This window comes from Luteibacter sp., assembly GCF_051958795.1.
Classification (GTDB): Bacteria; Pseudomonadota; Gammaproteobacteria; order Xanthomonadales; family Rhodanobacteraceae; genus Luteibacter.
This window is the reverse complement of the sequence record NZ_JBQCFT010000054.1, coordinates 1-15,884: the sequence shown is the minus strand read 5'-3', so window position 1 is coordinate 15,884 and position 15,884 is coordinate 1. Positions and strand designations below refer to the sequence as shown.

Genomic DNA, 15,884 nt, shown 5'->3' with positions numbered 1-15,884 from the left:
CCCGGCCACGAGGGTGCGGCGGCCGAGCCGCAGCCGGGCGAGAAACGCCAGACCGCGCCGGCCGATAACAGCACGGTAGGCAAGACCGAGGAAGCCAGCCTCAGCCAGATCTCCGATGAAGTGAAGCGCGCGATGAAGCCGCTGATCGACAAGAGCCTGGTGAGCGTGCGGCAGACCCAGGACTGGCTCGAGATCGAAGTGCGCACCGATATCCTTTTCCCCGTGGGCGTTGCGAAGCTGCAGCCCGCCGCGGAAGACGTCATCCGCAAGCTTGCGGGCATCCTCGCGCCGTTTCCGAACAGCATGCGCGTCGAGGGCTACACCGATAACACCCCGATCGCGACCGCGACGTTTCCTTCGAACTGGGAGCTGTCGGCGGCGCGCGCGGCCACCGTCGCGCGCTTGCTCACGGAGCAGGGGGTGGACCCGCACCGCGTCGGCATCATGGGCTGGGGCGAGTTCCGTCCGTCCGCTCCGAACACGACCGATGACGGGCGCAACCACAATCGCCGCGTGGTCATCGTGGTGATGAGTGACAAGGGCGCGACCCCGCCGTTGCCGACGCAGGGAGTGGCACCCTGATGCAGGTCTGGGCCATCTCCAACCAGAAGGGCGGCGTCGGCAAGACGACCACCGCGATGTCGCTGGGCAGCATGCTCGCCGCCGATGGCAAGCGCACGCTGCTGGTCGACATGGATCCGCACGCGTCGCTGTCCGGCTACATCGGCGTCGAAGGCGGCGCACATGGCAGCGTCTACGATCTGTTCGGCGTGAGCGGCAACCCGCTGCCCGTCGGTACGCTGGTGCACGCCACGCAGTGGGATCGCCTCAGCGTGCTGCCTGCATCCGCCGCCATGATCACGCTCGATCGCCACCTTGGCACCAAGCCGGGCATGGGCCTCGTGCTCAGCACCGCGCTCGCCGAACTCGCCTCCGATTTCGACCATGTCCTGCTCGACTGCCCGCCGACGCTTGGCGTGCTCATGGTCAATGCGCTAGCCGCGAGCGACCGGCTGCTTGTACCCACGCAGACGGAAGCGCTGGCCCTGGCAGGCCTCGAACGCATGCTGCGCAGCCTGTCGATGATCGAGCGCTCGCGGGGCAAGCCCATGCCACGCACCATCGTGCCGACATTGTTCGATGCGCGTACGCATGCGTCGCGCGCGTGCCTCGCGCAGCTGCGCGAGCAATACGGCGAGATCGTCAGCGAAGCGGTCATTCCTACGGATACACAGATCCGCGAGGCCAGCGCTGCGGGAGTCCCGCTCGCGTCGTGGCCGGCGGCTCGCCGGGGCGGCCAGGCGTATCGCCAGCTGCTCGCGGAACTGCTCGCAAAAGCGGACACATCGCTCACGGACGCGGCAGCGTGATCGGCAATATGAACGACGCCGAGCAGATCGTCGCCCACTACCTCGCCGAGTTGCTGACGCCGGCGCCGGTTGCCGCCGATGCTCCTGCCGAGGTGAAGGTCGTAGCGATTGAATCCTGGCGGAACGCACCGGCTGCCCCCGATATCGAGGAGGCGGTACCGCCGCCGCGCTACCTGCTGTGTGTCGCGGCAGGCGTCAAGGTGGCTGTGTCCATGGCCGACATCACGCATATGTTGCCGATGCCGCCGTTGTCGCCTCCGCATCACGCCAATCCCATCTGCCTCGGCCGCTGGCGGCACCCCAGCGGTGAAGCCCGTGTCGCCGACCTGGCCGCGATCCTTTCGCCTGACATGGCGGGCGCGCACGCGCCTACGCTGGTCTTGTTGGGCGACAGGCGCTGGGCGCTGGCCTGCGAAGTCACCGACGAGCCGGTCGAAATCGATAGCGCGAGCGTGATGTGGCGCGAAGGCGCGACCACGCGCCCATGGCTCGCCGGCATGTCCAAAGAACTGCGGTGTGGCGTCATCGGCACCACCGCCCTCATCGCATGGCTGGAACAGGAGCTTGGCCCGTGAGTGATGTCAAACACGAAGGCCGGGACCTCTGGCTCGAATTCGGCCTGAAAGGGCAGCGCTACGCCGTCTCGCTCGCCGCCGTGCGCGAAGTGATCCGCCCCGGCGACATCACGCCCGTGCCCGGCGCACCATCCGACGTGCTCGGTATCGTGAACCTGCGCGGCCAGATCGTCCCGGTCCTCGACGGCCGCCGCCGCTTCGGCCTTGACGGTGTCGCCGCGGAAGACGAACAGGACGCCCAGCGCGTCATCGTGTTCGACGACGCCGGTACGACGGTGGGCCTGCGCATCGACGTGATCGGCGAGATGCTCCAGTTCGACGCCACCGAGATCGCCCCGCCACCCCCCGGCCGAGCGGCCCGCCGCGATGACCCCGTCAGCGGCGTGATCACCCGCGATGATGGTTTTATCGCACTAGTGGACGTGCCCCGGCTCTGCCGGGCGTAAGTTGAATCGAAATATAAACGCTAGCTGAATAAAAACGGGCTGAAAAATCGTTTCCCGACAAATCGCTTGTAGGCTGTTGTCGTTGAAGGATTTTTTCTAACCTCGTTTGCGACAGGGCTCGACGTTATGCCTGCCATTTCGGATGCCCTGACCCGCTGGGGCGCGCTTCAAGCAAGCGAGCTTTACCGTCGGGTCGCCGACCATGTCGGCACTGAGCGCAGCTTCCAACGAGCCGTGAAAGCAGAGCCGAATCTCGTCTCGATGGGCCAGGCGAAGCGACGGGCATATGCGCTATCCCGGCCGGACGTGCCGCCGGTACCCATCGTAATACGAGACCAGGCCGGGCAAGACCAGACGGTGGCTACCCTGGTCGCCCTTGTGGCGGGCCAGTGGTGGGTCGCGCTCACGTCCGGAGCTCCGGCATGGATGCGATTGGGCGAGCGGGAAGGCATGTCCGGGGTATTCCAGGGGCTTCCCTGGTTCCTCGAAGCGTTCCGCCCAGCAGGCTTCCTGGGACGCGCATGGGTACGGGAGCACGCCCACGCCCATGGCTGGACGCTTGATGTAAACGCCTGGACAGAAGACCAGGTGATTGATGCCGCGATCCAGCAACCCTGGGACTGGCGAGGAAACGTCGGGCTGGAGCGTATCGTCGAGACCAGCGGCGAGCCCATGCCGGCCGCCGCGCGTCGGGCTCTCTATGCCGAACGCGCGCGACTCGTGCTCGATGGGGTCATGGTCGGCGCGTCCGCAGACGGCGAGCAGCCGAAGTTCACGGCCCTGGTTGATGATGGCGTCGGATATCCGCCGCGCTCGGTGCTGGTGAAGTTCTCCCCGCCCATAGCAGGCGATCCCGCGGCCGAGCGGTGGGGCGACATCATGGTGACCGAAGCAGTCGCCGCTCAGATGATGCTGTTGCACGGCATCAGTGCAGCGCCGACCCAGGTCTGGAGGCACGACGACCGCATCTGGCTGGAGACTGATCGCTTTGACCGCGTGGGCTGGCATGGCCACGTCGGGATGGCATCGTTACGTTCACTAGCCCAGACATTCGGTTACACCGGCCCGCAGCATGGATGGGTCGGCGCTGTGGAACACCTCGAGCGCCGCGGTGCGGTGGAGGAAGAACAAGTCAAAAAGGCGCGCCGCCTCGCCTCCATCGGTCATTTGCTTGCCAACACCGATATGCACATGGGCAATCTCTCATTCCTGCTCGCCGAGCGGGAAAAGCCATGGCTCTCCGTCGCCCCGGCTTACGACATGACTCCGATGCGCTGGGTACCCACCCCAAGTGGAACGGTTCCGCCGCTGGTATCCGAACCTCCGCCGAGGGTCGACGACATGGACGCGGTGCTCATCGCCCGCGATACGTGGGATGAGGTCTCCCGTCATGAACTTGTTTCGCCTGGTTGGTCGCAATGGGCTGCAGACCGCGCGCAGCAGCTATCGACCCGGCTTCGATAACACCGCACGGGTGCGCGATCCCTAGTGCACCACCACCCAATGCGCTACCGTGTCCCCGCTAACCCGGAGCCCACACCCGCATGAACGCTGCCGTCATTGGCTACGTGCTGATCGCACTGGCCGCCCTGAACCTCATCGGCCTGCTGCTCCTGTTCCGCCGGCTGGGCAACGTGCCCGCGCCGACGCCGACCCACGTGCCGGAAGCGACGCCCGCGGCCGCAGAGCCTGAGGCCGCGCCTGCGTCGGTAGCTGCAGGTGTCCAGCAGGATCAGTTGGCCGGCATGCTCCGCCGTCTGGAAAGCCGCCTGGGCGACATCGAAGACCAGGTCCGCCGTAACCCGACAGTGTCAGTCGCCGCAGAACCGGGCACCGCCAGCGATCGCGCGCTCGCGCTCGCCCAGCGCCTGGCACGACAGGGCGCCACACCGCAGGACATCGCCGAGACCTGCGGCATTTCCCTCACGGAAGCCGAGCTGCTTCATCGTCTTCACTCGGCGCGCTAGCGCTCCAACCGGTAGTTCAAACTCGCCCGGCTGAAATCCGTCGCGTTCTGCGCTTCGAAGTTCCAGCGGTGGCTGAAGAGGTAGCGCAACGTGATCACCTGGCCCGGATCGAACAGGCCGACGCCGTAGCTCAGGTAGAGGCGCGGCGAGAGGTACTTGCCGACGGTGAAGGCAGACGTGCCGCCAAGCGCATCGTTATTGCTCACGCCGATGTCGTCGACGCCGATGCGCGAGCCCACGCTCTTGGCGAGCAAATCGCCAGCCGCTGAACCCAGCGCCTGCGCGGCCGCACCCACCATGTTTCCTTCGCCACCCTTCACCTGCGAGAGCGGCTTGCCGGTGACCAGGTAGGAGAGGGCGTCGGACTGTTCCATCACCGGGTTGGAGAACACGGTAAGGATCGGGCGGCGCGCCGTGCCGGATACGTACAGGCCGACCTTCTGCCCGTCGTCGATCGTGGCGTTCGGATTCAACGTGCGCGCAGCGCGGATATTGAGGCCAGGATTATCGATGGGCGTACTCGCGAACAACAGCTGGCCCTGTTCGATTTTCAGGTCCTGTCCGTAAGCCTTATACGTACCATCCACCGTCACCTGGCCCTGGCCCGTCGTCGCGCGGCCCGGGCGCTCGCGTACATCGATCACGCCGGTAATCCGGCCATCGATGCCGAAGCCGACCAGGTGCAGCTTCTGGCCAAGGTTGACGCTGATATCGGCGCTTATCGGCGAGGCTTCCGCCGCCGCCTCCTGGGCCTTGTCGTCGACGACCACGACATCGGACGAAGCCTTGGTCGCACCCGCGCCGGGCAGGCGCTCGACGTTCACGTCGGCCATGTCGATGCCGACCTTGCCCGTCACGTTCATCCCCTTGGCATCCTGCACGATCGTGAGGTCGGGGGAGACGATGGCCTTGGCCGCGGGGATGTCGACGGCGGTGAACTTCGAACCCTCGATGCCAAGACGCATCTGCGCGCCGGCGCCCAACGCGGCCGTGCCCTTGATGCCCAGCGTGCCATCGCCGGAGCGGATCGTTCCATCCACGGCGTAGTTGGTCGCGTCGGTCGTGCTCACGCTGATCCGGCCGTCGTGCAGTTTCAGGCCCGCGCTCGGCACTTCGGCGCCGAAGCCGGCCAGCAGTGCCTGCCCGGTGATGGCCGGCGCGGCTACCGTGCCGCCGAGGTTGAAGTTGGCATCGAGGCCGCCCTTTACAGCATCGATTTCCGTGGTGAACAGCTCGATGACGGAAAGGTTCTTCAGATGCAGTGCAACGTTTCCGCCCAGCGCCTGCTGGGCACCGGTGACCGATACATTGCCGGCGAGCGTGCCGCCATCATTGAGCGTGGCATTGAGGGTCGCGCGCTGGCTGTCGGGTGCGAGCTGGGCATTGAGCGCGAGGTTGTCGTAGACGAGCAGGGGTTGCTCGCTACGGTCCGGGTAAACGATGGAACCGTGCGCGGAGGTGATGTTCGCCTGGCCCGACAAAGCGCCCGCCGAAGTGCGGCGAATGCTGCCGTCACCTTCGATCATCCCGTCCGCGCGCATCGGCGTGTTGCCCGCTTCGGCCGCGGTCATGATGAGGGCGAGCGGGACGTGGCGCAAACGGTAGCTGGCGTCGAGGTTGCCACCCTTGTCCTGCTTCGCCGCGACGCACAGCAACGGATCGCCCGCGGTAAGGCACAGGTCGCTCATGCTCATGGCGCCATCCTTGAAGGCGAGCTGGCTGGCGTTCTGCAGGCGGAACTGCGGCAGGCCCTGGAAGGTGATGTTGAGCGCGGAGAGCGTGCCGTTCCAGGCGTTGTCCTTGTATGAACCTGACAGCTTGAGGTCGGTCGTCAGCGGCTTGCCGCGCGCATCGATCGATAGCTGGTGGCGATCCTGCGTCCCGTCGGCATTCACGGCGATTCGATCGAACACGAGGCCACCCGTGTTGGCACCGGTAGCGACGACATCGAGCTTGCCACCCGGCGCACTGATATCGGGGATATCGGCGTTCACGGTGAGCGCATCGACCTTCTGTCCTGCGTAGACGATGGCGCTGCCGCGCAGATCGGCCTTCACCGCGAGTTTCGGTACGTTGCCCTTCGCATTGATCGTGCCCTGGACACGGCCACCGGCATCCGGCAACCAGTCGCCGAGTGACGCGATGGCCAGTTTCAGCTGCGCATCGTTCGCGGTATCACCCTTCGCGTCGAGCGAAATAGTGCTGCCGCCGGACGCCAGGTCGAGCTTGCCGTTGACGACCTGGTGCGGTTTCAGCTCAAGCTTGCCGTTGCCGCGCAGGGGACGCTGGCGCAGCGTGCCGTCGAGCTTGCGCAGCTCCAGCGTGCCGAGCGGTTCATCGTTGACCAGCCGGCCTTCGGTGGAGAGATCGAGGTTCAGTGCACCGGCCCACTCGGCAAGGAGCTGGCCCGGATCGAAGCGATCGCCCTTGAGGTCGAGCTTCCAGGCGATGCCGGGCTTGAGCGTGACGCTGCCGCTGGCCGCGAGATCGCCGTTCGGCTGTTTCAGTTCCAGCGTGTGGATATCGATGACGTCCGGCTTGCCGTTCACATCCAGGGTGAACTTGCCGAGGTGGTCCGGCGGCCCGATGTCGACGTCGCCCAGCGCGTGGTAGGACTCCGCGCCACCCTGGAAGGTGAGCTTACCGGAGCTCGCCAGCACCTGCCCGGCAACGTCCTCGGGGACGAGGACATCCTTCCACTGCAGCGCAAGATCCGCGGTGAGCGGGTTGGCGGCGATCTCGACGGTGCCTTTCGCCGTGAGCGCACCCTTGACCTGTGGCGATCCGACCGTGAGTTCGTTGAGCGTGAGCCGCTTGTACTCGTGATCGAAGGCGGCATCGATCGGTGCCAGGTGCATCTGGTAGTCGTTGATGCCGACGTCGCCGGTGAGCTTCGCGCTGTAGCGGTCGCCGGAACCCCGCAGCGCCAGGCTCAACGCATCAAGGCTGCCATCGCCCAGCAGCGGCTTCGGGTCGAAGCGCGGTGCGTCGATGGAAGCGGTCCAGGCGAAATCGCCGCTCTGCACGAGGTTGGCGTCCACCTGCGCGACGAACGGCAGACGCAGCTTGATGATGGTGTGCGCTTTCGCGCCATCGCTGTGCGCTTCCAGGTCGCCGGCGTAGTCGATATCGCCCACTTTCCACTGGAACCCGGCCTTGCCGTCGCCCTTGTAACCCTTGCCTACGGCGAGGTTACCTGAGAGATCGGCCTGGCCATCCGGAGCGCGCAGGGCTAGCCGGCTTACGGCGATGCCCTTGCCGGTCCACGACGCCGCGAGATCCAGTGAGTTCGATTCGAAGACCGGCTGCCCGGCTTGCGTGACCTTCACGTGCCCGACTTTCACGTGGTCGAGCACGATATCCAGCGGCGGTTCGAGCGAGAACGGCTCGCTGGGTTCGTTCGTTTCCGGCTGGCTCGGCGGTAGCGCTACGTCGACGCCATCGACCGTCAAGGTGTAGACATGCGCCTTCCTGCCGAGCAGCGCGCTGAAGGAAAAATCCACGTGCGCTTTCGCCACGCGCACGTCGAGGCCCTTGCCATCCTTGTAGCGCACGCCCGAGAGGTCGAGCGGGCCTGCGAGGCGGCCTTCGGCCTGCGTCACACTCAGCGCGTTATCGGTGAAGCCAGCGGCCTGGCGCAGCGCGAAGCGTAGCCCGCTCGCCGTGCCCACGAGCCACCAGAGGCCCAGCACGACGACGAGGACAAGGATGCCCAGGGCGATGCCGGCGCGGATCAACCATTTCATGCCCGCGCTCCTCACAGGTCCGGCCCGATCACGACATGCAGGTGGATGCCATGTTCGTTCTTGTCATGCACCGGCACGGCCACGTCCAGGCGGATCATGCCGACCGGCGATAGCCAGCGTACGCCGAGGCCGGTGCCGACGCGTGGCCGATAGTCGGTGCCGGTGAAGGCATTGCCCGCATCGACGAAGGCGGCCATGCCCCAGTTGCGCGTGAAGTAATGTTCCACCTCGGTACTGCCGACCAGCAGGCTTTCGCCGCCGATGACCCGTCCATATGCGTTGCGCGGGCCGATGCTCTCGAAGTCATAGCCGCGCACGCTACGGTCGCCACCGGCGAAGAAGCGCAGCTGCGGGGGCAGGGCACTGAAATCGTTGGTCCAGGTCTTGCCGGCGGTGCCGCGCAGGATCAGGCGGTTGCGGCCCCAGAACGACTGGATCCACTTCGCATCGCCCAAGATCGTTGAGAAGCTCGCATCGGAGAGCAGCGTGCCGACCGTGCTGCGTGCGGTAAGCGTCAGCGACCAGCCGCTGCGCACGAACGTCGGGTTATCGCCCTTCTTGCGGCTGAGCGAAATCTCCGGATAGAGCAGGGTGCTCGTGCCGTGTTCCAGGCCCAGCGCGTTGTCGCCTTCGCCACCGCGCTTGCCCACGGTGAACGTGCCGGTGAGGGCATTCATGCCGATCGTACGGGTCCAGCCGTGCCACAGCCGCGTTTCGTTGGCGACCAGTTGCAGCGTGCGCGACTTCGAGGTGACCGTGTTTGCATCGCGATAGTTGGCGCCGAAGTTGAAGCTGCGCTGGTTAGGGCCCGGCATGGGGATCTGGTACAGCGTGGAAAGCGTCTTGAGCCGCTGCGCCACGACCAGTTCGTTCTTCCACTTATGGCCGCGGTCATTGATCCAGCGTTTCTCGATGCCGCCGCGCAGGCCCGGCCCGGTGTCGGTGCCGAAGAACGGGCCGCCGGTGTAGATCGTGCGCTTGGCCGGAGCCAGCTCGACGTTGACGTCGACCGTGCCGTCCTTCGCGTTATCGGTGTCGGGAATCACGTTGACCACGGCGAAATAGTCCGCGCCGTTCAGGGCCTGCTGCAGCTGGAGCAACTGGTCCTGCGAGAAATAGTCGCCGCTCTTGAACGGAAGGTAGCGGTTGAGGAAGCCATCACGGAACTGCGAGTTCTTGAAGTTCACATGGCCGTAGCGGTAGCGCTCGCCGGTCTCCCACTTCAGGTCCACCTTCGCGCTGTGCTCGGCACGGTTCACCTCGACGCGATGCGTCACGAGCTTTGCATCAAGGAACCCCGTGGCAGTGAGCGCGCCGCTGACCGCGTCGCGCGCCGCATCGTACTGCCCGTCGTTCATGGGTTTGTCTTTCAGGTTATCGACACCGCGCAGGGCACGGCGGATCGCCGGGACCTTCGCTGCCGTGTCGTCGATGGCGACGTTCACCGCCGTAACCTTCACTGGAGTGCCGGGGACCACGTGCAGGGTGACCTGCCAGTTGTTGCCGACCTGCTTGAGATCGCCGGTGGCCGTCGCCTCGTAATAACCATACGGGCGCAACGCCGCCTGCACCTGGTCGGGCGCGTTCGCATAGAGGCGGCGGATCTGCGCGTCAGTGACATCGCGCGCGGCGTACTGGCTGAGCTCGACGCCCGCGACGACGGCGTTCTTCAGGTTTTCGTCCACGCCATCCACGTTCAGGACGACGCCCGCTTGCGCGGCAGCGGGGAGGAGGAACCACGGCAGAAGCAGCAGTCCATGGCGTCTGGTTAGGCGCATGTGCGTCCTTCCGGTCGTGATCCAAGGCCATGCAGGCGGCAATGCCGCCCGGGGCGGGCGCATCCGGGCGCCCCTCAGTAAGGGTCTAACTTACAGCGCGGTTGCGCCCGGGTCGATAGATACAGGAAGACAAAGCTGAATGGCGTGAAGGCCTTCGCGTAAACACATCGCGCGCAAGCGCGCTCCCACAAGAAAAATCGGGGCGCGCCTGCCGCCTTAGCCTGCTTCGTCGCCCGATTGGTGGGCGATCCATGCGCCAGCCATCGCCGATACGTACGGGATGGATTGCGCACCCAGGATGAACATCCACAGCGTGCTCTCGACGTATTGCGTGCCGTAGTGCATCGCCATGCCGATGATCGCGAAGAGCAGCGCGAGTGCCATGAGGACTTCCTCACGCACAGGATTGAATGCCGCAAAGCTGCTGCCGCCCATGCGACGGCTCTTGGCCGTCACCACGAACGCGGTCTTCTCGCGGGTCAGCCCGTGCAGGATGCCGCGCGCGATGGCATGCGAAAGGCCCATGCTGGCCACCGAGGCCATGAGGGTGTCGTACCAGCTGCACGGGACGCGCGCACGGTAGAGCACCACGCCGAAGATGGCCTTGGCGAAGAAGAACCCGATGACCGGGATCATGAAGAGCTGCATGGGCAGGTTGAAGTAATCCGGTGCGGCGATCATGCCCGCGGTCCAGAACAGGCCCATCATGGTGAAGATGTAGTGCAGAGCGTCCGCAAACCAGCTGAACCAGCCGGTGAGGAAGTGGAAGCGCTGGCCGGCGGAAAGCGGACCCTTGCCGGTCATCCAGTGCCATCGACCCTTCAGGATCTGCATGGCGCCGAACGCCCAGCGGTAGCGCTGGCTCTTGTAGGCCTTGAAGTCGGCAGGGGTCAGGCCCTTGCCCATGAGTTCGTCGACATAGACGAGCTCATAACCCGCGTGCATCAGGCGCAGGCCGAGCTCGGCGTCCTCGCAGATCGTCCACTCGGACCAGCCGCCGGTGCCTTCCAGCGCCGAGCGGCGCACCATGGTCATGGTGCCGTGCTGGATGATCGCGTTGCGCTCGTTGCGATGGTGCATGCCGATGCGGAAGAAGCCGTCGTATTCCCAGGCCGTCATGCGGCGGAAGCGGTTCTTCTCGAAATCGCGATGCGCCTGCGGGCACTGCACCACGGCCACCTTCGGGTCGTGGAAATAGCCGGTCAGCGTGGCGAGCCAGTCCTCGCGCACCACGTAGTCGGCATCGATCACCGCGACCACGTCGGCGCGCTCGTCGGTGGCGGTCAGGCCGAAATTCAGCGCGCCCGCCTTGTAGCCCGGCCACGGCTCGAGATGGAAGAAGCGGAACTTCGGGCCGAGCTTCTGGCAGTACTCCTCGACCGGCTTCCACACCGCCGGGTCCTTGGTGTTGTTGTCCAGCACCAGGACTTCGAAGTTCTCGTAGTCGAGCGCCGCCAGCGAATCCAGCGTGATCTGCACCATCTCCGGCGGCTCGTTGTGGCAGGCCAGGTGGATGGAGACGAACGGCTGCCGCTCGACCGGATCGGGCGGCAGCATGCCGGCATGGCGGATCCACTTCCGCCGCCACAGCACTTCGGTGAACTCGAAGCCGTTGATCAGCAGGATGCCGAGGATCGCGACCTGCGCGGGGAACAGCAGGATGAGCATGGCCCAGTCGAACGGGCCGAGGTAGAAATTGAAGGGCAGGGTGGCCGACCACACGATCAGGCCGCAGGCCAGCTGGATCAGGCCCATCATGAACAGCAGGCCGGCGAGCTTGAAGCGGCGGAACGCGATGCCGAACCACAGCATCGGGATGAAGGCGAGTGCGGAAGCCGCGATCGCCTTCCAGGGCCACTTCACGTCCTCGGTGACCGGGCCCGTGAACGGGAACTTGAGCTGGCGGTCGGCGTTGAACATGCCCCAGTACGCGCCGGTGCGGCCTTCGCCCAGGTTTTCCTTCCACGGCTGGTCGATCGCTTCCAGCACGTAGTAGTCATCGATCTTGTTGGCCCTGGCCATGTTGAAGAACGAGCGCAGGAAGATCGCTTCGTTCGACACGCTGGGATAGGCGCGCTTGAAGCGGTCGCCGTTGGAAGGCCAGCCGATCTCGCCAATGACGACATGCTTGCCGGGGAACCGCTGCACCAGGGCCTTGTAGCTCTCGATCGCGTCGACGACGCCATCGCGGGCGGCGATGCCGTTCCAGTAGGGGAACAGATGGACGGTGATGAAATCGACGTGGTTGGCGAGCTCGGGGTTCTGCAGCCAGATATGGAACGGCTCGGCGACCGACACCGGCTGCTTCACCGCCGCACGGACGCGGTCGAGGTAGCCCATGACCTGCTCGGGCTTCAGGTCGCCGCGGAACAGGACCTCGTTGCCGACGATGACCCGGCTAATGGTCTTCGGATAACGACGGGCCTGGGCGACCAGCGCATCGATCTCGCGCTCGTTGTTCTCCAGCCGGGTATCGATCAGGGCGCCGGCCATCAGGTCCAGGCCTTCCTTGTCGGCAAGGCGCGCGACCTGTGGGTTCTCCAGCATCGAGTAGGTGCGAATGCGTGGCGAGTAGCGCTTGATCAGCCGCAGGTCACTGTCGATCTCGGGATCGGTCGACGTGTCGCCCTTCATCGGGTTCTGGTAACGCTGGTACGCGGTGAACGCGAAACCGGGCACCGGCGCGTTCCAGTCGGACGGGCCATTGGGGAGGTTGGCCACGAGCCACAGGCCATAATTCAGGCCGGCAACGACGATCGCGAGGATCACCGCGACGAGGATGGGGTGGCTTCGGTCGGTCGTGGTGGCAGCGCTCAAAACATTCCCCGGACCGATCGGCCCCCGAGTGGCTTCAATGAGGTAACCGGGGGAGCTTAACGAACGGTGGGGAATGGCTCAACGCCGGGCTGAATGGCCGGTCAGGGTTGCCTCAGTGAAAATGGGGTTAAGCGATAAAAAAGGCCCGGCTTTCGGGCCGGGCCTTAATCGCGCGCAAGCGCGCTCCCACAAGGGGTGGATGAGGCTTATTTGAGGAGGCTACGCAGCATCCAGGCGGTCTTCTCGTGTTCCTTCAGGCGGCCAGTGACCATGTCTGCGCTGCCCTCGTCGCCGGCCTCGTCGGCCGCCTTGATCACCTCACGGGAGGTCGCCGCCGCGATTTCATGGCCTTCGACCAGCTGGGCCACCATGTCCTTCCACTCGGGCACGCCCGACTCTTCCTTGATCGAGGTCAGCTTGCCGAACTGGCTATAGGAGCCGGGGGCGAACACGTCGAGGATGCGGATGCGCTCGGCGATTTCATCGGCCGCCGTCCACAGTTCGTTGTACTGGACCTCGAACATATTGTGCAGGCTATTGAACTGGGGACCGGTGATATTCCAATGGAAACTGTGGGTCTTCAGGTAAAGCGAATAAGTGTCCGCCAGCAGCTTGGAAAGGTGCTTGGCGACCGCTTCGCGGTCCTTCTTGGCAATGCCGATATCAATGGCCATCTCTCGACTCTCCTTGGTTTAGCAGTGGAATGGGACCATCGTACCGGCCACCCCCGTGGCCGTGAAATGAAAGATTCTGATCCTATTGATAGGCACACGCTATCATTAGCGTCCCCATGAGTACCCCGCAGACCCCTACCCGACACCCGCCCACCGACCCGCGCCTGAAAGAGCTGCGCGATGCGCTGCCGCGCGTGGCCAGCCGCGACTACGGGCGCCTGCTCGGGCGCTGGCGCGGCCTGCAGCGCAAGCCGGAGGCCGGCCGCATCGAGCAGCTCGGCCAGGAGATCGCCGCGTCGATGGCCCGTCGTGCGGCCCGGGCCGCCAGCAAGCCCGCCATCGCGGTCGATGAGTCGCTGCCGATCGCCGCGCGTGCCGATGACATCATCAAACTCATCCGCGAGAACCAGGTCGTGGTCATCGCCGGCGAGACCGGCTCCGGCAAGACCACCCAGCTGCCGAAGCTGTGCCTGGCTGCCGGGCGTGGCGAGGCGGGCCTGATCGGCTGCACCCAGCCACGCCGGCTGGCCGCGCGCTCGGTGGCCGCCCGCGTGGCCGAGGAGCTCTCGACCCCGCTGGGCGACAAGGTCGGTTTCCAGGTCCGCTTTACGGAAAAGGTCTCCGACCAGGCCCTGGTCAAGTTCATGACCGATGGCATCCTCCTGGCCGAAACGCAGGGTGATCCATGGTTGTCCGCCTACGACACGATCATCATCGACGAGGCCCACGAGCGCAGCCTCAACATCGATTTCCTGCTCGGCTACCTGAAGCGGCTGTGCCAGCGCCGGCCTGACCTGAAGGTCATCGTCACTTCGGCCACGATCGATACCGCGCGTTTCGCGGAGCATTTCGGCAATGCACCCGTCATCGCCGTGGAAGGCCGCACCTTCCCGGTGGAGGTGCGATACCGCCCGCCCGGCGAGAAGGGCGAGGGCAATCTTTCCCAGCAGATCGCCGATGTCATGGACGAGATCACCCGCGAGGACCCGCGCGGCGACGTGCTGGTGTTCCTGCCGGGCGAGCGTGAGATCCGCGACGCACACCTGTTGCTGTCGCGCCGCCAGTATCGCGAGACCGAGGTGCTGGCGCTGTATGCGCGCCTCTCGGCCAATGAGCAGGATCGCGTGTTCCGGCCCGGGCCGAAGCGACGCATCGTGCTGGCCACCAACGTCGCCGAAACCTCGCTCACCGTACCGCGCATCCGTTACGTGGTGGATCCCGGCACGGCGCGCGTGAAGCGCTACAGCCAGCGCGGCCAGTTGGAGCGGCTGCACATCGAACCGATCTCGCAGGCCGCCGCCAACCAGCGCAAGGGCCGCTGCGGTCGCATCGGTCCCGGCATCTGCTATCGCCTGTATGAAGAGCAGGATTTCATCCTGCGCCCGGAATTCACAGACCCCGAGCTGCTCCGTTCGTCGCTCGCCAACGTCATCCTGCGCATGCTGGCGCTTGACCTGGGCGAGGTCGAGGACTTCCCGTTCCTGGAAGCGCCGGACCCGCGCGTCGTCGCCGATGGTTACCGTCGCCTCGCCGAAATCGGTGCGATCGACGATGCCCGCAAGCTCACGGCCATCGGCCGGACCGTCGCGCGCCTGCCGATCGACGTGCAACTGGCGCGCATGCTGGTCGAGGCGCGCCGCCTCGGCAGCCTGGCCGACCTGATGACGATCGTCGCGTTCCTCTCCATCCAGGACCCGCGGGAACGGCCACCCGAGGCGCGCGGCCAGGCGGATGCCGCGCACGCCCAGTTCGCCGATCCGAAATCTGACTTCGTCGGCGTCCTCAACCTGTGGAAGGCGTACCTCGCCGCCGCCGAGGAGCTCACCTCCTCGAAGCTCCGTGACTGGTGCTCAAGGCACTTCCTGTCATTCATGCGCATGCGCGAGTGGCGCGAGCTGCACCGCCAGCTCGCGCTGGTGACGCGCGAGATGAGCTGGGATTCGGCCGTCGCCGAGTCCGCGCCTGTAGGAGCGCGCTCGCGCGCGATCGCGCGCAAGCGCGCTCCCACCGAAGAACAACCGGACACGGCTGCCACGCCGACCGGCGATGCATTGTTCGAATCGATCCACCGCAGCCTGCTCGCCGGCCTGCCCACGCAGGTGGGCCACAAGGACGAGAAGGGCGTATTCCGCGGCACCCGTGAGCGCCGCTTCCAGGTGTTCCCGGGCTCGGCGCTCGCCAAGGCGCCGCCAGCGTGGATCTTCGCCGCGCAGATCATCGATATCGGCGGTCGCGTATGGGCCATGATGAATGCGCGGATCGACCCGGCATGGGTCGAGCAGCAGGCCAGCCACCTGGTGCGTGCCACCGCGCGCGATGCCCACTGGTCGCGCAAGCGGGGCACCGTGGTCGCCTACGAACAGGTGACGCTGTTCGGACTGGTGCTCGTCGAGCGCCGCCCCGTGACGTTCCAGAAGCAGGATCCGCGGCTCGCCCACGAGATCTTCGTGCGCGAGGCACTGGTCCGCGCCGACCTCGACAGCCGCGCGGACTTCGTCCGTGCGAACCAGC

At 65.7% G+C, this 15,884-nt stretch carries 11 protein-coding genes; 7 read left to right on the top strand and 4 right to left on the bottom strand.

Annotated elements, in window-relative coordinates; genetic code table 11:
• The 6 genes from ACTHLF_RS03075 to ACTHLF_RS03050 form a co-directional block, all read left to right on the top strand.
• A partial coding sequence (locus tag ACTHLF_RS03075) for an OmpA family protein (protein WP_440324765.1) occupies positions 1 to 582 on the top strand: 582 nt, incomplete at its 5' end.
• Complete coding sequence (locus tag ACTHLF_RS03070; RefSeq protein WP_440324763.1) at positions 582 to 1,370, top strand: ParA family protein; 789 nt, start codon at positions 582 to 584, stop codon at positions 1,368 to 1,370. The genes ACTHLF_RS03075 and ACTHLF_RS03070, both read left to right, overlap by 1 nt.
• A complete protein-coding gene (locus tag ACTHLF_RS03065; RefSeq protein WP_440324761.1) occupies positions 1,367 to 1,945 on the top strand; it encodes a hypothetical protein in 579 nt (192 codons plus the stop codon). The genes ACTHLF_RS03070 and ACTHLF_RS03065 overlap by 4 nt, the downstream gene beginning before the upstream one ends.
• Positions 1,942 to 2,391, top strand: coding sequence for a chemotaxis protein CheW (locus tag ACTHLF_RS03060; RefSeq protein WP_440324759.1), 450 nt, complete (start codon positions 1,942 to 1,944; stop codon positions 2,389 to 2,391). The genes ACTHLF_RS03065 and ACTHLF_RS03060 overlap by 4 nt, the downstream gene beginning before the upstream one ends.
• A gap of 126 nt (positions 2,392 to 2,517) precedes the next feature.
• Complete coding sequence (locus ACTHLF_RS03055; RefSeq protein ID WP_440324757.1) at positions 2,518 to 3,855, top strand: HipA domain-containing protein; 1,338 nt, start codon at positions 2,518 to 2,520, stop codon at positions 3,853 to 3,855.
• A gap of 80 nt (positions 3,856 to 3,935) precedes the next feature.
• A complete protein-coding gene (locus ACTHLF_RS03050; protein WP_440324755.1) occupies positions 3,936 to 4,358 on the top strand; it encodes a DUF2802 domain-containing protein in 423 nt (140 codons plus the stop codon).
• Here ACTHLF_RS03050 and ACTHLF_RS03045 read toward each other — a convergent pair.
• The 4 genes from ACTHLF_RS03045 to ACTHLF_RS03030 form a co-directional block, all read right to left on the bottom strand.
• Positions 4,355 to 8,104: a translocation/assembly module TamB domain-containing protein gene (locus ACTHLF_RS03045; protein WP_440324754.1), complete on the bottom strand. Its 3,750-nt coding sequence runs from the start codon at positions 8,102 to 8,104 to the stop codon at positions 4,355 to 4,357. The two genes, ACTHLF_RS03050 and ACTHLF_RS03045, sit on opposite strands and share 4 nt — an antisense overlap.
• 11 nt (positions 8,105 to 8,115) lie before the next feature.
• Entirely contained in the window at positions 8,116 to 9,882 is a 1,767-nt protein-coding gene (locus ACTHLF_RS03040; protein WP_440324752.1) for an autotransporter assembly complex protein TamA, read from the bottom strand.
• Positions 9,883 to 10,098: 216 nt separating this feature from the next.
• A complete protein-coding gene (locus ACTHLF_RS03035) occupies positions 10,099 to 12,699 on the bottom strand; it encodes a glycosyltransferase family 2 protein (protein WP_440324751.1) in 2,601 nt (866 codons plus the stop codon).
• Positions 12,700 to 12,905: 206 nt separating this feature from the next.
• Positions 12,906 to 13,373 carry a Dps family protein gene (locus ACTHLF_RS03030; protein ID WP_247328329.1) on the bottom strand — a complete coding sequence of 156 codons (468 nt, stop codon included), beginning with the start codon at positions 13,371 to 13,373 and terminating at the stop codon, positions 12,906 to 12,908.
• Positions 13,374 to 13,489: 116 nt separating this feature from the next.
• Here ACTHLF_RS03030 and hrpA point away from each other — a divergent pair.
• Positions 13,490 to 15,884 (top strand): ATP-dependent RNA helicase HrpA (gene hrpA / locus ACTHLF_RS03025; protein ID WP_440324749.1); only part of this gene is annotated, 2,395 nt, incomplete at its 3' end.

Excerpts from the sequence above, each read along its gene's own strand:
- ACTHLF_RS03070 (WP_440324763.1), top strand. The coding sequence starts at position 582 with ATGCAGGTCTGGGCCATCTCCAACCAGAAGGGCGGCGTCGGCAAGACG.
- ACTHLF_RS03055 (WP_440324757.1), top strand. The coding sequence starts at position 2,518 with ATGCCTGCCATTTCGGATGCCCTGACCCGCTGGGGCGCGCTTCAAGCA.
- ACTHLF_RS03050 (WP_440324755.1), top strand. The coding sequence starts at position 3,936 with ATGAACGCTGCCGTCATTGGCTACGTGCTGATCGCACTGGCCGCCCTG.
- ACTHLF_RS03045 (WP_440324754.1), bottom strand. The coding sequence starts at position 8,104 with ATGAAATGGTTGATCCGCGCCGGCATCGCCCTGGGCATCCTTGTCCTC.
- ACTHLF_RS03040 (WP_440324752.1), bottom strand. The coding sequence starts at position 9,882 with ATGCGCCTAACCAGACGCCATGGACTGCTGCTTCTGCCGTGGTTCCTC.
- ACTHLF_RS03030 (WP_247328329.1), bottom strand. The coding sequence starts at position 13,373 with ATGGCCATTGATATCGGCATTGCCAAGAAGGACCGCGAAGCGGTCGCC.